We start from the raw sequence: 20762 nt of genomic DNA, 5'->3' as shown, positions 1-20762 counted from the left end.
AGCAATTGCAATAACATGCGAGCTGCAAACAAGTAGGTCCAATTTATAGAAAAAAAAGGATGATCAAATCATTATTGCTAAGTATAACAGCTATGCTATGTATCACAGCATGTGCACAGGAATCCGCCATAATCACAAAAAATGACCGGGTTAAATGGATTCCCTATCAAACCAAAAACAAGCAGTTTGTCTATGTCGACAGCGCATTCCATAAGAAGCTATCCCAAGAGTTCCATTGGGCTCAGCCTTTCACGTCCACAGGATATGCACTGGTAGCCAATGAAAAGGATCAAACGGGGATCATTAACAGCAAAGGTGAATTTATCGAACATTATTCCGACGCAGATTTACAGCTCTTAGAGCTCGAACAGCTGACTCTCGTAATGAAACGCCAGGAATATGAAAAGAATTTACCCTTTTGGAAGTGGGACTGGAATATCCTAAGCAGCTATATCAAGAAAACAGGCACCTATGTAAAACTAGAAATACGGGTATTGGAAAGTAATCAGGTTCTGTTAAAGAAAGACATTCCTTACGATGAAAACGAATATAATCTTGCGGCTTACCCCTTAGACGATAAGCATCTGATCCTCAATGGAAACCTATATCTACTAAAAGATCAAAAACTTAAGAAAATAGAAGAACACATTGAAGTGCCCTTGGAAAACGGACGTTATATTCCAGCATCAACAAACAGTTTTGCTATCCATGATGTCCAAAGCAAGAAACCGGTTTTATCTGCTTTGACTGGCATAGACAAAATAGACCTACTTTGGAAAAATAAGATTATACAGCTCGATTCCATCAATCAGGAGCGCTACAGTCCAGCAATCCCAAAACTACTAAAAGACAATAATACAGGTAGCATATATGCCTTTCCACAATACGACAAAGCTTTTCCACAACAAATTAGACAAGCCAATACGACACAGATTGCCTTTCTAAAAGAAATATCCTTAGTTTATTCGGTGACTAATTCGCCCTATTTTATTCTAGGCAGATTTAACTACGATCATGCGATCTGGGCTTATGATTGGCTATATATGGATAAAGATGGCAACTTATTAGACACCATCAAAGCCCCGAATTTCTATATCCTGGATCAGGTGGGTAATTTGGTCTGGCCAGACAAACACATGTTACTCACCTCGAATGCCATGAAAAAGAATTGGAAGACCGGAAAAATAAAATATGTCGATTCATCAGAAGATCTTTATTTAATTGATGTAAAACGAGGTGATCTAGAACCCACAAAAGGCCTATGGAATTCAAGTACAAAGACTTGGGATATAAACCCCGATTTCGAACATATCGAAACCTTAGATGGTAAACGACAAATCTTTGCATTACAGGACCATAAAGATGGTCGCTGTACTTTATACAACAACAAGACAAAACAACGAATCGGCAACAAAAGCTACATGACCATCAATCCCAACGGGTGGGTACAACATAAAAATGAGCGCAATCGGGACGAAGGCTATTTTATTGACATTGCTACGGGCAAGGAATATAAAGAATAAAAATATACCGCTCAATCTCAGCAAAAATTACCAAGATCAATTTATACCAGACAACATATATGCTTTAAGATTTATTAACCTTAAAGGAATACTGAGTTAGTAGCTTTGTCCAACTAAAACTGATCTTGTGAGCGAATTACTGATAGCATCATTGAAGCAGGGTGATCACTTTGCCATGGAACAGATTTTTAATTTGTACTGGGAAGCCATATTTGATGCCGCTTTTAAGAAAATAGGTGACGAAAATGTCGCTCAAGACATCACTCAGGAAATTTTTATCTCCTTGTGGGAAAATCGTGAACAAGTCATCATATCTGGCGGTTTGGCAGCCTATCTGCATGGTGCAGTAAAATTTAAAGTCATCAACCATTTTCGGAGTACGACGGTTAAAGGTGGTCATAAAGCCGAACTAGCATCTTTAATGAACCAGCAATATGCAGATTCAGCCGATGACCTGCTGATCCTTAAAGATGCACAGCAAAAAGTTGAAGAAGCTTTAACGCAACTTCCCGAACGTATGCGATTGGTCGTCACCATGCGCCGAAAGCAAGAAAAATCGATCAAAGAAATTGCCAGCGAGCTGAATGTCTCCGTACAAACTGTTAAAAACCAGCTTACCTCAGCTATGAAACTGCTCAAAAAAAGTCTTTCTTAACTAGCCTTTCGATCTTTTTTCATTAGTTAACAATAAATTCATATACTCCTAACATTTTCAGCTAGTACCATCTCCCATTTGAAGTGACATGTATTCAAATGACAGAAGAAAAAGCAAAGCAATTACTGCAAAGGTATTTAAATGGAGAGGCTACCGCCGCTGAAATCAGACAAGTTGAAGATTGGTATGCTCAACTGGATAATACTGACAAAAAAATCCCGCAGGAACGCAAAACCGCACTGCGTCAGCAATTGCTGAGCAACATCCAATCAGCCACTTCAGAAAATAAAAGTAAACGGCTTTCGCTGCGCTATTCTTCCCTTTTCAAAATTGCAGCTACTATTTTAATGATTGTTTCGGCAGGACTCGTTTATTGGACAGTGAACAATCAACCTATCGCAGCCTCTACACAGCTCGTCACGACGACCCTTGCAGATGAACATAAAAAGATTGTATTGGCAGATGGTTCGATAATTAACCTGGAACCCTCTTCAAAAATCAGCTATCCAAGTAAATTCGAGGGAAATATCCGTGAAATAGCACTGACTGAAGGGGAAGCCTTCTTTGATATTGCCCACGACGAGCAGCGCCCATTTCAGGTACAGCTTGCATCCAAGCTAGCGGTTAAAGTATTGGGAACCTCTTTTCGGATAAAAGCCTATCAGGCTTCCGACCAAGTCGAAGTCACTGTTGCTACAGGTAAGGTTGCTGTACAGCAACAAGATAAGACCTTGGGTATATTAACCAAAAACCAAAGTTTACGATATAGCAAACAAACTGCACAATCTTCCCGTAGCGTAGTAGAAAAAAATACAGCCGTCGCCATTGCGTTTGATGGAACAAGTCTCAAAGAGGTGGCAAAAAGACTGGAATATATCTACAACATTGAAATTATCTTAAAAGACACATCGCTTTCAGCGCTAAAAACAACAGCCACATTTAATAGCACACAAGATCCGGCAGAAATACTGGATATCATCTGTAGTCTACACCACCTTAAATACAGTACGATAGAGCAAGATAAAATATTTAAAGTCTACAAATAATGTTTAAAAATTTACCTAAAACATCTTAGTCACCATGCGTAATTCATTACCTAATTATCACAAAAAAATGAAAACACCTGCATTCAAGAGAGCATTCTCTTTTTATCGGATTATGAAGTATCCCTGCATCGCATTTTCGATTACTTCAGTATTCTGCAGTTCATTGATGGCCTCCCCAAGCCTGGCCCAACGTTTGGACAAAAGCAGCGTAAACATCAACATAAGCAAGGGCGAGAAACTCGATGTGATCCTTCACAAAATCGAAAGTCTTTCGGGTCTTCATTTTGTTTACAACCCTGATCTATTGCAAGAACGGAATACAGTCTTAAGCGGCAGTTTTAAAACTGAACCCGTTCGTTCTCTCCTGAATAAACTTGGAATCAGTGCGGTAGAAAAAGAGGACTATGTGATCCTGAACACGAAAGGAAACATCAAAGCAGATCGGATCGTCACAGGTTTTGTAAGAGATACACTGGGAGCTGCCATAGCAGGTGTATCAGTAAAAGTAGTAGGTACGCAGACTGGAACCACAACAGATGCAAAAGGAGCATTTCGAATCGAAGCAGGACCGCAAGCCGTACTTTCCTTTTCGATGGTCGGATTCCATTCTAAAGATGTTTCTGTTGCTGAAAATGAAGTTATAAATGTAACGCTGAGCGAAGAACGTTCCACCTTATCCGAAGTTGTTGTCGTAGGGTATGGAACGCAGAAAAAAGAAACATTAACAGGTGCTGTCAGCTTGGTATCACTTGACAAATTATCGTCTAGATCTGTCAACAGTGTTGGCGAAGTATTGGCCGGTAAATCACCAGGTGTTATTGTTACGAATGAAGGTGGTGACCCAACTTCAACGCCACGTATCAATATCAGAGGTGCCGGTGGTATCAATGGCGAGAGTGTACTCTACGTTATTGACGGTTCAATTTTCCTAGGCACCCCACAGCTCAATCCGAACGATATCGAATCTATTTCGGTCCTTAAAGATGCATCGGCAGCAATCTACGGTGCCAGAGCTTCTGGTGGTGTGGTATTGATCACCACTAAAAAAGGAAATAAAGGACAGATGCAAATTAGCGTTGATGCCAAGTTAGGGCAACAAAGTGCTTGGCGAAAATTACAACCGCTAAATGCCGAACAACGGGCACAAGTAGCTGCAACAGCTGCTAAAAATGGTGGAACGACCATCCTTCCTGCTTTTGATCCAACGAAATACCCAGAGGGTCTAGTGACCAAAACAAACTGGATGGATGAAGTTTTTAGAAATGCTACACTACAGGATTACAATGCTGCAATTAATGGCGGTAGCGAAAAGTCTAACTTTTACCTGAGTTTTAATTACCGCAACGCCGAAGGTATCGTATTGAATACCAAAACCAAGCGCTATAATTTCCGGATAAACTCAGAACATCAAATCACACCATGGTTAAAAGTAGGTGAAAATTTATCCTACAGCAGTACCAATGGAAATGGTGCGAACACGAGCAGCGATTATACAGGAGCACTATTGTCTGCCATCTATTATCCAACTAATGGAACTCCTTACAATGCAGATGGAAGCTTTGCTGGTCTACCGGGTCCATTTCCGGGCGATTACGGTGACATCATTAATCCTGTTGCCGAACTGATGCGCATCGACATCAACAATCCAGTCAATGTCCTTGTTGTCAACCCTTATGCTAGCATCCAATTGGCAAAAGGCTTAACATTCAGATCCAACTTAAGTATTACTAAATCAAACGCTAGATATAAAAGTTTTACACCACGACGTCCTGAAATAGGTAAACCGGTTTTGAGCAATAGTCTAGTGGAACGAGCAGATGATGCAAATGATATTCTTGCAGAGCAAGTTTTAAATTACAAAACGTCATTTGACAAACATCAACTTGACCTAACCGGTGGTTATACCTTTCAAAAAACAAAAAGTACCAGCCTATACGCTTCAGGATCTGGATTTGACGATGAATCTAAACAATATCGCTATTTAGGAAATGCCAACACCTCCCAACCTTCCGAAAGCGGATTGAATGCCACAGCAATATCATCACTATTCTTACGAGCAAACTACAGTTATAACGACAAGTATTTACTATCGTTGATTGGTAGACGAGATGGTTCATCCATGTTGACAAAAGAAAATAGATTTAAAAACTACGCTTCTGCATCAGCAGGTTGGGTGATCAGTAAAGAAGAGTTTTTAAAATCAGCAACTTGGTTAGATCAATTAAAATTACGCGGTAGTTATGGTATTTTAGGTAATCTTGCCAGCTTGTCGCCGGCGGCTGTAAACCCGCTACTCGCCATTACCCAAAGCTATTTTGGTCAAACACCGGCTTTGCAAAAAGGATATGTTCAAACTATTCTAGCGAACAAGAACCTGACTTGGGCTGAAAGTAAACAGACCAATATAGGTTTAGATTTAGGAATTTTCAACCATTTTAACTTAGTCGCCGATTACTTTATTAAAGAAACAAATAAAATGATCTTGACGAGATCGCTTCCAGGCACAGCGGGTTTAAATAGTCAAACGATCAACGCGGGTTTAGTCAATGACAGAGGAATTGAGCTGGGATTGACGTACAATAGCTCAAAAAACGCTGACTTTAGCTATTCCATCAATGCGACCTTGACCAAATTGAACAATAAAGTTAAAGAATTGGATGCGGGTTTATCAACAATAGCGGTGCCTACAAATTTCAGGAATGAATTGGCTCCGCTCTCTATTACTGTTGGTCAACCGCTCTACAGCTACTATGTGCTCAAAACAGATGGTATCTTCCAGAGCCAGGCCGAAGCTGATAATTACAAAAATGCCAATGGACAAAAAATTCAGCCGAATGCAAAAGCAGGAGATTTCAAATTTGTAGACATCGATGGCAATGGTTCAATCGGCTCTGAAGATCGTTATTTTGCGGGCAGTGCATACCCTGATTTCTCCTATGGATTGAGCTTTAATGCAAATTATAAGGATTTTGATTTCAATATTTTTGCTCAGGGTGTTCAAGGCAATAAGCTTTTCAACGCTATCAAAAGAACAACATATAGTGCAAGCGGACCTTCTTACAATAAGTTAACGGGCATTTTGGACGCCTGGTCTCCAGAAAATCCAAATGGTAAAGTGCCCATCATTTCCACTTCAGATGCAAATGGCAATTTTAATGCGTCCGATTTTTACATCGAAAATGGTTCTTACCTCCGCATTCGTAACGTCACATTAGGCTATACCCTCCCAAAATCAATTGCGAATAAATTTAAGATGGGCACAGTGCGGATATACGCAACGGCCAATAACTTATTCACCATTACGAAATATACAGGTTTCGACCCCGAGATTGGAATGGATAACAATGGTCTTGACGTGGGACGTTACCCACAAGCCAGAAGCTTTATTGTTGGTTTAAATGTCAATTTTTAATCTTAAAAAAATGCCGATGATGTATACTCATCAGCCATTAAAAAAATAAAACGATGAAAACAAATGTAAAATACCTTGCAATAGCAGCAGTAGCGCTTTTTGTATCGTGCAATAAACAGTTAGATATAACACCAGAGGGCTCTCCCTCCGCACAGAATTTCTGGAAAACGGAACAAGACGCGATCAAAGCAGAAGCCGGGATGTACGAAAAGTATAATGAAGAGGATTATTACGGTCGTGGGATGTTTTGGTTTATTAATGCCAGTGACGACATGGTGACGGGACGTAACAAGCCCGAAGCCGACAATATCAAAAACTTCAACCGCAATTACATCGGCGGTGGTTATACCGAATCGCAATGGAGCATGCGTTATGCGATTATAAAAAGGGCCAATGATATTATTACCCATGTTCCCAATATCAGCATGGATGAAGCGCGAAAAAAACAGATCATTGGCGATGCCTATTTCAATGCAGGTCTGGTTTATTTTCAATTAGCGGCAAACTATGGTAACGACAAGGCAGGTGTGCCTATTGTTACTCCTGAAACAGATGCTTCCGTTCCGGTAGCCAGAGCCAACAACGTTAACGAAAACTACGATTACATCATTTCACTGTTATTAAAAGCGGCCGACAACCTTCCTTATTTTTCGGAAATGAAGGATACCGATTACGGTAAAGCGCACAAAACTGCAGCATGGGCCTATTTATCAAAAGTATATCTGTACAAAAAGGATTATACCAATGCGGCGAAGTACGCGGATATGGTGATCAGTTCGGGCAAACATGAATTATTGACCAATTTTGTGGATGTGTTTAAAGCCGCCAACAACTGGTCCAAAGAATATATCTGGTCGGTGGTCTGTACGCCAAATGGTGGTGGTACTGGCTGGGGCAGCAAACTTCCCGGTGTGATGTTGACCAACAAGGCCTGGGGAATCTACAATGGCTGGGGCTACTATCTACCGACAAAAGAACTTTACGATTCTTTTGAAACAGGTGACTTGCGTCGTGAAGCAACCATCTTAAAACCGGGCGACAAATTCCAGTTTTTTGGCGCAGAACGTACATTTACAAAAGATGGTGGAGCGACTTCAAACTATCAGTTTAAAAAGTATATGGAACCATTTTCATACGCCAACCCGATTCCTACACACGTCAATCCAAATGGCGACAACGGAACAACAGATCTCAATGTACCCTTGATGCGTTATGCCGAAGTATTATTGATTAAAGCTGAGGCTGCTATTAATTTAAATGGTGCTGGGGCCGGTGATACTGAATTAAATAAAATCCGTAAAAGAGCGGGCTTGTTGGCAAAAAGCGGAATGGGTCTTATGGATCTAAAACGCGAACGCCGCAATGAGCTTGCGGGTGAATGGGCAGACCGTCACCGTGATTTGGTCAGATGGGGTGATGCGCAAGCGACCTATGCCAAACCTTTACACGATTTCGACGGTGCTGTCATTTGGCCAGCTAGAAATTTCAATCCGCAAGTACATGATGTTTGGGCTGTTCCACAACGCGAGATCGACAACAGTGCTGGTGTCATTAAACAAAATGCAGGATGGTAAAAAACACTAAATTCATGTGGCTGCTATTTGCCGGCCTAAGCATTCAGTCGGTTTCTGCTCAGCAGAAACTGACTGCCAATGCAGGACATAGTCATAATGATTACAAACAGCAAATCCCACTATTAGAGGCTTACTATGCAGGAATGGGATCAATAGAAGCAGACGTCTTCTATCGCGACGGAGAGCTTTACGTTGCCCATGAAAGCAGCGAAATCAAAGCAGGGAAGACGTTAAAAAAACTTTACATCGATCCCTTGGTTACTTTCTTCAAGGAAAATGGCAATAGGCCCTATGCTAAGCCTGAACAAACATTACAGCTGGTAATCGATATTAAGGAAAACTACGAACAGGTATTGGCTAAATTATTGGCCGATTTGAAAGGCAACGAATCTATATTCGATCAGCAGAAAAATCCTTCCGCCATTAAAATTGTCGTCAGCGGTGAAATCCCACCGCCCGAAAAGTTTGAAAATTATCCATCGATGATCTATTTTGATGGTCGGCCAGAAAAAGACTATACGCCGGCACAGCTCAAACATATCGGGATGATCAGTCAGGATATTAAGCAGTATTCTGTCTGGAATGGTAAAGGAACACCTACGCCACCCGACCTTGAAAAAATGAGATCTGTGATAGACAAAGCGCATAAATTGGGAAAACCTTTTCGCTTCTGGGCGACAAAAGACAGTCCCAACAGCTGGAAGGAGCTTGGCCACATGGGGGTTGACTGGATCAATACAGACCACCCTACGGCACTCAAGAATTTCTATCTGAACAATGCCAAAGTCGAATACGCAAATCCAAAGGCCTACGCTCCCTATCAGCCAACCTATAAAAATGATGGTGCAACGAGCAAGGTCAAGAATGTTATTTTACTCATCGGTGATGGGATGGGTTTGGCCCAAATACAGGCAGGTTTAAGTGCCAATTTTGGCCAATCTAATATCATCAATATGAAGTATATCGGTCTTTCGCGCACAGAAGCTTCTAATTCGGATTTTACCGACTCTGCTGCAGGAGGGACAGCCTTGGCTACCGGACACAAAACAAATAATAGGTACATCGGTGTGGACGCCAATGGCAAACCGATCAGTTCGATTCCAGATACACTCGCTCAGCATGGGATCAAAAGCGGCATCATCAGTGCCGGAGATATTACAGATGCCACTCCTGCGGCATTTTATGCGCACCAGATCGACCGGACTATGTCGGAGGAAATTGCAGCAGATTTCAAAAATAGTCATGTGGATATTTTAGTGGGTTCGCGTCGCGAAAGCTTTGTAAAAAACAAGGATAATACATTAATGCAGCAACTGACTGAAAAAGGTTATCAGCTTCAGCAAAATTTAGATGACTTTGAAAAAGCGACATCGGGCAAACAGCTGGTACTGCTAGCTGAATCTGCGACAAGAAGAGTGCTCGACGGACGGGGAGAAATGTTAAAAACTTCGCTCTCAAAAACGATTGAGCTTTTGTCTAAAAATAACAATGGCTTTTTTATCATGGCAGAAGGCGCACAAATTGATTATGGCGCTCATGCTAATGATCTTCCCTATGTTGTTACCGAGCAGCATGACTTTGATAGGCTTGTGGGAGAAGCTCTTAAATTTGCAGACCAAGATGGTGAGACGCTTGTCATTGTCACTGCAGATCACGAGACGGGTGGGCTATCATTATTGGATGCCAATTATAAAAAAGGAACTGTCAGAGGCAATTTCAGCAGCGATGACCATACCAATATTATGGTACCTGTCTTTGCTTATGGCCCAGGTGCACAAAACTTTATTGGCATCTACAACAATACAGCAGTTTTTAAAAAGATTATTCAAGCGTATCGGTTGAAATAATCGATTGTAAGCCTTCAGACAACGCAAAACCCCTCGGTGTTTATACCGAGGGGTTTCATTTTTATATTGGATCAATGTGAATGGTCGACTTGCTCCAGATCGCCTGCTTAGAACAGCGACTTTGAAAGCTATTGCGCTTTAATCTTCAGTTTATGGAGATTAAATTGCTTGGCACTTATCTGCCAACCAGTTCTTTTCCTCCGCATTAAGATGCGTCGATAACTGATCAAAAACCCATTGATTATAATTATTCAACCAGGCAATATGTTTCTTATCCAATAGGGACTTCTCGATCAAATCAGTTGCGATATAACATATCGTTAATGTCTCAAAGTCCAGAAAGTCGCCAAATTCAGAAGAACCTGCTTTACGGGTCAATACTAAGTTTTCAATACGGATCCCATGTTTGCCTACACGGTACAATCCAGGCTCTATTGAAGTAATCATGCCAGGTTCAACCGCAACATCGATTGCCGCCGGGTTAAACACCTGAGGCCCTTCATGCACATTCAGAAAAAAGCCTACCCCATGTCCGGTACCATGCCCATAGTTGCGTAACGTTTCCCACAATGGACGACGGGTAATTGCATCGATCTGATAGCCGCGCGTTCCAGTCGGAAAAATGGCCTGAGAGCCTTCTATCGTTCCTTTGAGCACCAATGTATAATCTTCTTTCTCCTCTTGGGTCGCAGCACCCAGGGTTACTACCCGTGTAATATCTGTTGTGCCCGTTTGATATTGACCTCCAGAATCCACCAATAGCAAACCCTTAGGCTGTAAGATATAGTTTGATTTTTCATTCGCCGAATAGTGCGGTAGCGCACCATGGTCCAAATATCCTGCAATTGTGGTAAAAGAGACGTCAACAAAGCCCTCTTGACTTTCGCGCAACTCGCGCAATTTATCTGCGATAGATAATTCGGAAAGTTCACCGGAAGAAACATTTTCTTCCAGCCATTTGAAAAAACGAGTCAATGCGACGCCGTCTTTGACAAAAGTATGGCGATTATTTTCAATTTCAACTGTATTCTTAATAGCTTTTAAACTCGTCGAAGGGTTTGTTTTCTCTACAATTTTAACCTGTTTAGGTACGCTGTCGAAAACGGCAAAACAGGTACGTTTGGGATCAATAAGAATTGATGCCACATCCAATGCTGAAATCGCTTTAAAGACATCTTCATAGGGCGCCACACGCACTCCATAACCTTTCAGTTGCTCCGTCGCCTGAGCACTTAGCTTCGATGGTTCGATATAAAGTGTAGTATCTTCGGTTGTGATCAGTACAAAGCCCAAAACAACAGGGTTACAGGGCACATCCTGACCACGGATGTTTAATAACCAGGCTAGGTCATCCAAAGATGAAATCAGATGCGCCGCCGTCCTATTCTTTTTCATTTCGGCACGCACAGCTTCAATTTTAGAAACGGTAGATTGTCCTGTCGTATCTTCATTCAATAGATAAGCTTTCGCTTGGGGCAGCGCTGGACGTCCTTCCCATAAGGAGGACAGCAGATCAACATGACCATCTACTGTAATCTCCAAAGGCTCCAAAGTATGCTGAACAGATTGGGCCACCAATAAAGAAGCGAGATTGCCGTCAAAAGCAACTTTAGCGCCAGCACCCAGCTGCTCTCCCAACCAATCAGCGTACTCCGCGGCGCCCTGTGCTTTCAATTTCACCAGTTCAAAACCTGTTCCTGCCAACTGCTCTGCCGCCTGAACAAAGTAGCGCGAATCTGTCCATAGACCAGCAAAATCTTGCGTGATAGCCAAAGTGCCTGCGGATCCTGTAAACCCCGATGCCCACGCTATACATTTGTAACGTTCTGGTAAATATTCACTAATATGAGGGTCTGATGACGGGATAATATAGCCATCGATTCCTTGAACCTTCATCGCCTCACGAATAGCAGCTAATTTTTCGATATGCTTCATGTCGTTTATACAATTTTATGCAAGTTAGGATTTTTTAGGGGCGAATGCCTAACTTTAAGCCAAATAAAACAAACGAATACAGCGAACGTTTTCCCCTAAAAATAGGCAGCGTTCAAGTCATCATGATAAATCCGACGAAATATCCATGATTGCCAGCACGAATGTAGATAACCGTGTTTGGTCGAATCTAATTCAGGATATGAGGATATACCATAGGACAATAAAAAAATAGGATATATGAACCAATTTGTGCTAAGTACTATAGCTTTTTCCACTTACGCGTTAACGACCGTTACCACTCCACTATTTGCACAGGATCTTCGCAGTAAAATCCAGGATGCTTTTACACAGTTTCAAAATCAGGAAAGCCTCAGGAATGGTTTGAGCTCATTGATCGTATTCGATGGAAAAACAGGACAAACGGTATTCGCAGCAAATGAAAATATCGGCCTGGCGACCGCCTCCACCATGAAAGTAATCACTTCGGCAACAGCGCTAGATTTCCTGGGCAAAAATTATCAGTTCAAAACCACCTTGTATTATACCGGTGAGATTGACGAAAACGGTGTGTTAAACGGAAATATTATTGTAACAGGCACGGGTGACCCCACCCTTGGCAGCGCCCGCTATCCAGAGACTCAAGCAAAAACGATACTGAACAAGTGGCTTGCAGCAATCCAAAATGCCGGTATCAAAAGTATTCATGGTGCCATCATCGCCGATGACAGGCTTTTTAATGGTAACCAGCTTCCGGGCGGGTGGATCTGGACCGATATGGGGAACTATTACGGTGCGGGAATTTCGTCACTCAATTGGTGTGAGAACGCCTTTGGCGTAAATTTCAGTCCAAGCAATAAGGTTGGCGCCAAAGCGGAGATCCTGAGCTATACCACTCATGTTCCCTACCTGGAAATTATCAATGAAACAACTACGGGTAAAACAGGCAGTGGCGACAATGTTTATGCTTATTCGGCGCCATATTCAACCAAAATTTTTGTACGTGGCTCTTATGGACAAGATCTCAAAAAAACAATTGAGCTATCATCGCCAGATCCGGCTTATGATCTCGCTTATCAATTGAACGACATCCTAACCAATAGTGGTATTGTGGCTCTTGAGCCTCCCGCTACAGGTAGAAAGATGGATTCAGTAGATGTCTCTAAGAAGCAGACGTTAGATATTCACCTCTCCCCGACTTTAGACAAAATTGTCTATTGGTTTAATCAAAAAAGCATCAACCTCTACGGAGAAGCCTTATTAAAGGCAATCGCGTATACAACAGCGGGTAAAACCGGGACTGATGATGGGGCGTATTATATACAGAAATATTGGAATGCAAAATTAGGCATCAAATCGGGCGAACTCAATAACATGGATGGTTCGGGCCTATCGCCTCAAAATCGAGTGACTACATCAGCCATGAATAAGATCATGCAGTATGCCCAAAAGCAAAGTTGGTATCCTGCTTTTTATGAAAGTCTTCCCACCTATAACAATATGAAGATGAAAAGCGGAACAATTGGCGGCGTTCTTGGTTATACAGGTGTGAATACCAATAAGTCAGGACAGTCGTTTACTTATACGTTGCTGGTCAACAACTATTCGGGACCAGCTTCTGGTATGCGGCAGCAGATGTTTAAATTACTGGATGTCCTGAAGTAACATATTATTGTCTAATAATAATAAGATATTGGTAAAAATTTCCAATTATCAAAAAGAATGATAGATTTGTAGCCTTAAATTAATAAAATCGTAATGAGTAACACTAATCGTAAACAGGCAGCATTAAATTACCACTCTATGGGTAGACCTGGTAAAATAGCTGTTGTTCCGACCAAACCAACAAATTCGCAAAGAGACTTATCGTTAGCATATTCTCCTGGTGTAGCGGAGCCATGTTTGGCTATTGCTGAGAACAAAGAAGATGCTTATAAATATACCGCAAAAGGAAACCTTGTTGCCGTTATCAGTAATGGTACAGCAGTATTGGGTTTAGGCGATATCGGTGCCCAAGCTGGTAAACCAGTCATGGAAGGTAAAGGTTTATTATTCAAAATTTTTGCTGACATTGATGTATTTGACATCGAAGTGGACACCAAAAATGTGGATGAATTCGTCAATATCGTTAAAGCTTTAGAACCGACCTTCGGAGGTATTAACCTGGAAGATATTAAAGCACCGGAATGTTTTGAAATCGAACGTCGCCTAAAAGAGGAAATGAATATCCCTGTGATGCACGATGACCAACATGGTACGGCAATCATCTCAGGTGCAGCATTGATCAACGCTTGTGAAATTATCGGTAAAGATATTTCTAAAGTTAAAATTGTTGTCAATGGTGCCGGGGCTGCAGCGATGTCATGTACAGCAATGTATATCTCGGTTGGTGCAAGCAAGGAAAATATCGTCATGCTGGATAGCAAAGGTGTTATCCGTAAGGATAGGGAAAATCTGGATGGTATGAAGGCACAGTATGCGACCGATCGTGATATACGCACCTTAGCAGATGCAGTAAAAGATTCGGATGTATTTATCGGCTTATCTGCAGCGGATGTTATGTCGGCTGACATGTTGTTATCAATGGCTCCCAATCCGATTGTATTGGCAATGGCAAATCCAAATCCTGAAATTGCTTACGATTTGGCCATGGCGACACGTAACGATATCATCATGGGTACTGGTCGTTCTGATTATCCAAATCAAGTGAATAACGTATTGGGTTTCCCATATATCTTCCGTGGCGCGTTAGACGTACGTGCAACTTCCATCAATGAAGAAATGAAAATTGCGGCAGTACGTGCGATTGCTGACTTGGCGAAACAACCTGTTCCAGAAGAAGTTAATCAGGCTTATAACACCAATAACTTAAAATTCTCGGAAGAATATATTATTCCAAAACCTACAGATCCACGTTTGATCACAGAAGTTTCTATGGCTGTTGCAAAAGCCGCTATCGCATCAGGTGTAGCAAAGACAGTAATAGAAGATTGGGATCAATACAGCGATGCGCTACGTAAACGCCTGGGTAAGGACGACGCCATCATGCGTAACCTGACCATGGCAGCAAAAAGGGATCCGAAGCGTGTTGTTTTTGCGGAAGCAGACAATTACAAAACACTGCGCGCGGCACAGATTGTCAAAGAAGAGGGCATTGCGGTCCCTATTCTTTTAGGCCGAAAAGATAAAATCGAACGCCTAATTAAAGAATACGCTTTTGAATTGGATGGTCTTGAAATCATCGATCCCGTTGCCGAAGTAGATGGTGAAACAGAGCGTTCTCAGAAATTCATTGAGCATCTGTACATCAAAAGACAACGTCGTGGTATATCCAAATACGACGCCCGTAAGTTGATGTATGACCGCAACTATTTTGGAGCCTCTTTAGTGGAATTTGGCGAAGCTGATACATTAATTTCTGGGATGACCAAAAATTATGCGAATACGATTCGTCCGGCATTGCATGTGATTGGTGCTAAACCAGGAAGTCGCGTCGCAGGTATGTATATGATGTTAACCAAAAAAGGTCCGATTTTTATGGGAGATACAACGGTGAACGAAGATCCAACTGCACAAGAATTGGCCGACATCACCTTGCTTCTGGATAAAGCCGTAAAGCGCATGAATATCCAGCCACGTATCGCTTTATTGTCGTATTCTAACTTTGGTTCAAGTGAAGGAAAAACGCCTACAAAAGTCAGAGCTGCAGCACAGATTTTACACGATCAATATCCTGATATCATTGCTGAGGGTGATTTACAAGCAAACTTCGCGTTAAATAGCGAAATGTTGACAGCAAACTTCCCTTTCAGCTATTTAAATGGCAAATCAGCTAATACACTTGTGTTCCCTAATCTAGAATCAGGCAATATTGCGTATAAATTATTGCAAGAAGTTGGTGAAGCGGAAGCTGTAGGCCCGATTCTTTTGGGTATGAACAAACCAATCCACGTATTGCAATTGGATAGCTCTGTACGCGAAATCGTCAATATGGTCACCATTGCCGTCGTAGACGTACAGACACATCTTAAAAATTTATAGAATAGCTTAAAATCTTCCTATATTCGTATACTATGTACGAATATTTCAACGGAAAATTAACATATAAAGCCCCCACTCACGTTGTTATCGATGTGAGTGGGATTGGCTACTATGTCCACATCTCTCTTTATACCTTTTCTCAAATCAAAGATCAGGAAAACTGCAAATTATTCATTTCACTTCAAGTTCGGGAAGATTCTCATACACTGTATGGCTTTGCAACTGAAGGTGAGAAAAAACTATTTGAAAATTTGATCTCTGTTTCTGGGATTGGTCCAAATACAGGCCGTATGATACTCTCGTCAAACACACCAGATGAGATCCAGTCTGCCATTGTTAATGGGCAGGTTGCACTGATTCAAAAGATTAAGGGAATTGGTCCTAAAACAGCACAACGTCTTATCTTGGAACTTCAGGATAAATTAAAGAAGCAGGGATTCGAAGCTTTGGCAACATCTATTCAGTCCCAATCGATACCAGACGAAGCGCTATCCGCACTTGTTATGCTCGGGTTCAACAAAGCCGCAGCAGAGAAAGTATTAAATACCATTCTAAAAACAGAAAGCAATCTTTCTGTAGAGGATATGATCAAATTAGCACTGAAACGACTTTAACCGATGGAATTTTGCATTCAAGGATAAGAAATAATAACATTTGCTTATGCAAAATTGTTCATATTCTTTTTAACTTTGAACAGCATATTACTGCTTTTGCATGGTATGGGTTGCATATCACAGGATTTAGGCTTACTTAAAAAGCTGACCATATTCAGCATTTTAAGTTGAACGCGCCGTTATTTTTTTTATCAATTTTATGGCAGAGGATTTACAAATAGCTAAAGGTAGCAAAGAAGAACAATATCAAAATTTACTTCCTCAGATTGAAGGATTATTGACTGGCGAATCCAATCAAATCGCCAATCTGGCTAACATAGCCGCTGCGTTGAAGGAACAGTTCAATTTTTTTTGGGTTGGTTTCTATCTTGTAGATGGAGATGAACTTGTATTAGGACCTTTTCAGGGGCCTGTTGCATGCACGCGTATCAAAAAAGGGCGTGGTGTATGTGGCGGAGCTTGGGCACAAGAAAAAACATTAATTGTTCCTGATGTGGAACAATTTCCGGGACACATTGCCTGTAGCTCGCTCTCACGATCGGAAATAGTGCTACCCATTTTTAAAAGGGGAGAAATTATCGGTGTACTGGACGTTGACAGCAGTGAACTAAATAGTTTTGATGAAATCGATGAGAAATATCTCACGCAGATCCTACAACTTTTAGGCAGCGAGTAAAAGATCTTTGCGACAGCGTATACATGGCGTAAGTGTCAGATGGGAGTTCAAAATAGGGCAACTCCTTTATAAATGACATTCCCAGACTTTAACGAGTTTGTCATCGCTCACACTAAAGAAATATTTTCCATCTTCGGACCATACTCCCGCATTTACAGATAAATGATGACCATCCTGCATTTTCTCGCGGCTCATATTTTTCAATAATGCAAAGTCGTCAGCCGACCAGAATTTTAACGATTTATCCCGACTGACAGTTGCAAAAATCGGCGCTTTAGGATGGGGATATATGCCGTATACGGTAAAAAGATGAGGTACAAATGAAAAATTACTTGTCAATTGGTTTGGGTCTGAAATCACCAATTGCGCATCCCGTCCACCGCTTAATAGTTTATTATTGACAAATGCCAGCGAGGTAGCAGGCATGCTATGCAACTGTACATCGGCGATAGGCTGAAAGTCAGTGCAGTCTAAGGTATACACTTTTCCATCCTTATCGCCCAATGCGATCTGCCCAAGTGCTTCGTCAACTGCAATCGCCCGAATTGTCGTAGGTGATATACGCTTTTCGTAAATACTTTTATAAATTGACAGATCAATCACATACAACGTCCCTTCTTCACCTGCCGCCAGAAGTTCATTTTTCCAAGGCATATGCGCCAATGCAAAAATAGCCTTGGTACTTAATTGTGTACTGGCGACAAGTTTTTGCTCTTGCACGTTTACAAAAAGCAGTTTACCCTCACGCAAAGCGATGGCTAAAATCGGGGTACCCTGTATCAACCGGAGCGCATAAACGGATGAACTAACCGCACATAGAATGCGTTTAAACGCATTACTCTCCACGTCCCATTCAACAACGCCTTTATCGTTACCACCTGTAAAAAAAGTATTTGCATCATAACCTTTCTCAACACAGAAAATAGGGTTCTGATGTCCTGGTAACGTCGATCTCAATGTAATATCCATAGTTATTTCGCTAAAACTTCTTATTTATACGTATCGTGCATTTTAACATGCTTTTTGATCAATTTGGTTCAATTTATCACTGATCAAATCTTATGCAGTAAAGGTCAACACATCAACGTACATTGTAAACGGTAAAAAAATAAGTGCAGTATATCCACAAATATACTGCACTTTTAAGATTCTTTTGTCATCTTAGCTTAAAGCCTGCTGACCGTTTCGAATTTTGTTCAACGGCAATCCCTTTGCCCAAACACCTATTGATGTCTACTTTCCAGATTTTTCGCTATTGTTTCTAAAGAAAATCCTTTCTCCCGCAACAATACGATTAAATGAAACAATAAGTCTGACGTCTCATTGATAAAATCAGTATCAGTTTCGGTCAAAGCTGCAATTACTGTTTCGACGGCTTCCTCGCCCACCTTTTGCGCAATCTTATTGATGCCACGAGAACGCAGGCGGTTAACATAAGATTCGTCTGACGGATGCTCATATCGATTGTTAACAATACGCTCTAGCTCCAACAGAAAATTTTGATTAAAGTCTGTACTGAAACAACTTCTGCTCCCTGTGTGACAAGTCGGACCAATCGGGTCTGCTTTAATCAAAACGGTATCTTTATCGCAATCAATATGAATGCTTTTTACATTCAAAAAGTTACCACTCTCTTCGCCTTTTGTCCAAAGGCGATTTTTGCTTCGGGAGAAAAACGTGACACGTTTCTCTGCTTGAGTCTTCTGCCAAGCTTCCTCATTCATATAGCCCAACATCAAGACTTCCAACGTTTGGAAGTCCTGCACAATCACTGGAACGAGACCGTCACTTTTTGTAAAATCTAACATGATTTTAGTATTTCAATTTTTAATTATTTTCCAAAGAGACATGGCTCCATGTTGTATTTTAAGATATTATTCAGCAAATTTATAATTTGCTGCTACTGGATGATTGACCTTTCATCCTAGATTTTATCGTACGATAATTCCATTTTGCTGCAACGTGGCTTTAAGATCTGGAATCAATATTTCGCCATAATGGAAGACAGAAGCCGCCAAAGCAGCATCTACGTTAGCTTGTTGAAAAACATCCACGAAATGCTGTTGATTACCGGCACCGCCAGAAGCTATAAGCGGAATATGGATCTGATCATTTATGGTTTTTAAGAAGCCATTATCAAAGCCATTTTTTGTACCATCATGGTCCATCGATGTGAGCAAAATCTCTCCTGCTCCTCGCTCCTGTGCCTCAACGATCCATTCCGATGTATTCAACTCAGTCTTTATCCGTCCACCGCTCAAGTACACAAAATTTTGTCCTTCAATAGATCGGGTATCTACTGCTACTACGACAAATTGAGCACCAAAAGCAGCTGCCATTTCATTAATCAAAGCCGGATTACGTACCGCGGCTGAATTGATGGAAACCTTATCAGCACCCGCATTTAATAAAATTTCTGCATCCTTGATTTCATTGATCCCCCCACCGATTGTAAATGGAATATTCACTTGACGGGCTACGGCCTTAACCAATTCAATCGTTGTTTTACGTCTTTCATGTGTCGCTGTGATATCTAAAAAAACAAGTTCATCAGCTCCCTGTTGGGAATACGCATACGCTAGCTCAACAGGATCACCCGCATCACGCAAGTCTACGAAATTGACGCCTTTTACAGTTCGTCCATCTTTAACATCTAAACAAGGAATTATACGTTTTGCAAGCATGCTAAAATCTGATTAACGATTTTAAATTCCAATCTTTTATTTCATCGATCGAGATTCTATTTTCATAGATTGCCTTTCCAACGACCACAGATTCTACTCCACCCAATTCCTGCAATTTTTGGATATCGTTCATTGAACTGATACCGCCGGACGCGATCAATTTGATAATCGGCGAATGGTTCAATAGTTTTTGATATAACTCAACACCAGCACCGCCCAATTTGCCATCTTTACTGATATCCGTACATAGGAATCTAAAGAATCCCAATACCAAACATTTATCGATATACTCGATCAATTTAATTGGCGAGCTTTCCAACCAGCCAGAATATTTAATGACTTCATCCAATACGTCGATTGCTATTACAATGTGATCCGCGTACTTCACTTTCCCTTCGTTCAAGGTAGCCAGTTCCTCCAGAAAAGAAGGATTTGTAATCGCCTGTGTTCCCACAATAACACGGTAAACACCAGCATCGACCAGTTCCTTTACCTTTTCTATACTTCTAACACCACCTCCATATTGAATTTTCATTTCCGTTTTTTGGATGATATCAAATAGGTAGGCCTGATTGCTGAAGTCTCCTTTTGCCCCGTTTAAATCAATGATATGAACCAACTCGGTACCATTTGCATGATAGTTTTCGATCTGCTCTTCTAAGCTGATTGCATACGTTGTGACGTCGTCATAGTTGCCTTCTCTCAGACGGACAACCTTTTTGTCCAAAACGTCTATTGCTGGAATGATATACATAGTT

Annotated in this window: 15 protein-coding genes; 10 read left to right on the top strand and 5 right to left on the bottom strand. The window is 41.2% G+C overall.

What is annotated here, in order from left to right; all coding sequences use genetic code 11:
• Positions 1 to 59 precede the first annotated feature (59 nt).
• The 6 genes from J2X77_RS21050 to J2X77_RS21025 all read left to right on the top strand — a co-directional run bounded on the left by J2X77_RS21050 (position 60) and on the right by J2X77_RS21025 (position 10057).
• On the top strand, positions 60 to 1523 hold the full coding sequence (locus J2X77_RS21050) for a hypothetical protein (protein ID WP_310082340.1): 1464 nt from the start codon (positions 60 to 62) through the stop codon (positions 1521 to 1523).
• Between the two features lie 127 nt (positions 1524 to 1650).
• Positions 1651 to 2178: an RNA polymerase sigma factor gene (locus J2X77_RS21045; RefSeq protein ID WP_293879525.1), complete on the top strand. Its 528-nt coding sequence runs from the start codon at positions 1651 to 1653 to the stop codon at positions 2176 to 2178.
• 98 nt (positions 2179 to 2276) lie between these two features.
• Complete coding sequence (locus J2X77_RS21040) at positions 2277 to 3224, top strand: FecR family protein (RefSeq protein ID WP_209578697.1); 948 nt, start codon at positions 2277 to 2279, stop codon at positions 3222 to 3224.
• 67 nt (positions 3225 to 3291) lie between these two features.
• Positions 3292 to 6636, top strand: a complete 3345-nt coding sequence (locus tag J2X77_RS21035) for a TonB-dependent receptor (RefSeq protein WP_310082338.1) — start codon at positions 3292 to 3294, stop codon at positions 6634 to 6636.
• Between the two features lie 53 nt (positions 6637 to 6689).
• Positions 6690 to 8210, top strand: a complete 1521-nt coding sequence (locus J2X77_RS21030) for a RagB/SusD family nutrient uptake outer membrane protein (RefSeq protein WP_209578698.1) — start codon at positions 6690 to 6692, stop codon at positions 8208 to 8210.
• Positions 8204 to 10057 (top strand): alkaline phosphatase, encoded by a 1854-nt coding sequence (locus tag J2X77_RS21025; RefSeq protein WP_293879523.1) that lies wholly within the window; start codon positions 8204 to 8206, stop codon positions 10055 to 10057. The genes J2X77_RS21030 and J2X77_RS21025 overlap by 7 nt, the downstream gene beginning before the upstream one ends.
• 159 nt (positions 10058 to 10216) lie before the next feature.
• On the opposite strand, the gene J2X77_RS21020 is transcribed toward J2X77_RS21025, so the two are convergent.
• Positions 10217 to 11992 carry an aminopeptidase P family protein gene (locus tag J2X77_RS21020; RefSeq protein ID WP_209578699.1) on the bottom strand — a complete coding sequence of 592 codons (1776 nt, stop codon included), beginning with the start codon at positions 11990 to 11992 and terminating at the stop codon, positions 10217 to 10219.
• A 237-nt stretch (positions 11993 to 12229) separates the two neighbouring features.
• Here J2X77_RS21020 and dacB point away from each other — a divergent pair, with 237 nt between their 5' ends.
• From dacB to J2X77_RS21000, 4 genes are all read left to right on the top strand, one after another.
• Complete coding sequence (dacB, locus tag J2X77_RS21015; RefSeq protein WP_209578700.1) at positions 12230 to 13654, top strand: D-alanyl-D-alanine carboxypeptidase/D-alanyl-D-alanine-endopeptidase; 1425 nt, start codon at positions 12230 to 12232, stop codon at positions 13652 to 13654.
• Between the two features lie 93 nt (positions 13655 to 13747).
• Positions 13748 to 16030, top strand: a complete 2283-nt coding sequence (locus J2X77_RS21010) for an NADP-dependent malic enzyme (RefSeq protein WP_209578701.1) — start codon at positions 13748 to 13750, stop codon at positions 16028 to 16030.
• 32 nt (positions 16031 to 16062) lie between these two features.
• Positions 16063 to 16644 (top strand): Holliday junction branch migration protein RuvA, encoded by a 582-nt coding sequence (gene ruvA, locus J2X77_RS21005; RefSeq protein ID WP_209578702.1) that lies wholly within the window; start codon positions 16063 to 16065, stop codon positions 16642 to 16644.
• A gap of 199 nt (positions 16645 to 16843) precedes the next feature.
• Entirely contained in the window at positions 16844 to 17320 is a 477-nt protein-coding gene (locus tag J2X77_RS21000) for a GAF domain-containing protein (protein ID WP_209578703.1), read from the top strand.
• A 66-nt stretch (positions 17321 to 17386) separates the two neighbouring features.
• On the opposite strand, the gene J2X77_RS20995 is transcribed toward J2X77_RS21000, so the two are convergent.
• The 4 genes from J2X77_RS20995 to J2X77_RS20980 form a co-directional block, all read right to left on the bottom strand.
• The gene (locus J2X77_RS20995; RefSeq protein WP_209578704.1) at positions 17387 to 18289 is read right to left on the bottom strand and encodes a WD40 repeat domain-containing protein; all 903 of its coding nucleotides are present in this window, start codon (positions 18287 to 18289) and stop codon (positions 17387 to 17389) included.
• Positions 18290 to 18543: 254 nt separating this feature from the next.
• On the bottom strand, positions 18544 to 19128 hold the full coding sequence (gene hisIE, locus J2X77_RS20990; RefSeq protein WP_209578705.1) for a bifunctional phosphoribosyl-AMP cyclohydrolase/phosphoribosyl-ATP diphosphatase HisIE: 585 nt from the start codon (positions 19126 to 19128) through the stop codon (positions 18544 to 18546).
• Positions 19129 to 19251: 123 nt separating this feature from the next.
• Positions 19252 to 20004, bottom strand: a complete 753-nt coding sequence (gene hisF / locus J2X77_RS20985; protein ID WP_209578706.1) for an imidazole glycerol phosphate synthase subunit HisF — start codon at positions 20002 to 20004, stop codon at positions 19252 to 19254.
• Between the two features lies 1 nt (position 20005).
• Positions 20006 to 20758, bottom strand: a complete 753-nt coding sequence (locus J2X77_RS20980; RefSeq protein WP_209578707.1) for a HisA/HisF-related TIM barrel protein — start codon at positions 20756 to 20758, stop codon at positions 20006 to 20008.
• Positions 20759 to 20762: the final 4 nt, after the last annotated feature.

This window comes from Sphingobacterium sp. 2149, assembly GCF_031455655.1.
Lineage (GTDB): Bacteria > Bacteroidota > Bacteroidia > Sphingobacteriales > Sphingobacteriaceae > Sphingobacterium.
Note: the sequence above shows the minus strand (reverse complement) of the source record. Positions and strands in the feature narration are given on the sequence as shown.

Bases quoted from the DNA above. Each gene is read 5' to 3' on its own strand.
- J2X77_RS21020 (WP_209578699.1), bottom strand. From the start codon at position 11,992: ATGAAGCATATCGAAAAATTAGCTGCTATTCGTGAGGCGATGAAGGTT.
- J2X77_RS21040 (WP_209578697.1), top strand. From the start codon at position 2,277: ATGACAGAAGAAAAAGCAAAGCAATTACTGCAAAGGTATTTAAATGGA.
- J2X77_RS21030 (WP_209578698.1), top strand. From the start codon at position 6,690: ATGAAAACAAATGTAAAATACCTTGCAATAGCAGCAGTAGCGCTTTTT.
- dacB (WP_209578700.1), top strand. From the start codon at position 12,230: ATGAACCAATTTGTGCTAAGTACTATAGCTTTTTCCACTTACGCGTTA.
- hisIE (WP_209578705.1), bottom strand. From the start codon at position 19,128: ATGTTAGATTTTACAAAAAGTGACGGTCTCGTTCCAGTGATTGTGCAG.
- J2X77_RS21010 (WP_209578701.1), top strand. From the start codon at position 13,748: ATGAGTAACACTAATCGTAAACAGGCAGCATTAAATTACCACTCTATG.
- hisF (WP_209578706.1), bottom strand. From the start codon at position 20,004: ATGCTTGCAAAACGTATAATTCCTTGTTTAGATGTTAAAGATGGACGA.
- J2X77_RS21035 (WP_310082338.1), top strand. From the start codon at position 3,292: ATGAAAACACCTGCATTCAAGAGAGCATTCTCTTTTTATCGGATTATG.
- J2X77_RS21050 (WP_310082340.1), top strand. From the start codon at position 60: ATGATCAAATCATTATTGCTAAGTATAACAGCTATGCTATGTATCACA.
- ruvA (WP_209578702.1), top strand. From the start codon at position 16,063: ATGTACGAATATTTCAACGGAAAATTAACATATAAAGCCCCCACTCAC.
- J2X77_RS21000 (WP_209578703.1), top strand. From the start codon at position 16,844: ATGGCAGAGGATTTACAAATAGCTAAAGGTAGCAAAGAAGAACAATAT.
- J2X77_RS20980 (WP_209578707.1), bottom strand. From the start codon at position 20,758: ATGTATATCATTCCAGCAATAGACGTTTTGGACAAAAAGGTTGTCCGT.
- J2X77_RS21025 (WP_293879523.1), top strand. From the start codon at position 8,204: ATGGTAAAAAACACTAAATTCATGTGGCTGCTATTTGCCGGCCTAAGC.
- J2X77_RS20995 (WP_209578704.1), bottom strand. From the start codon at position 18,289: ATGGATATTACATTGAGATCGACGTTACCAGGACATCAGAACCCTATT.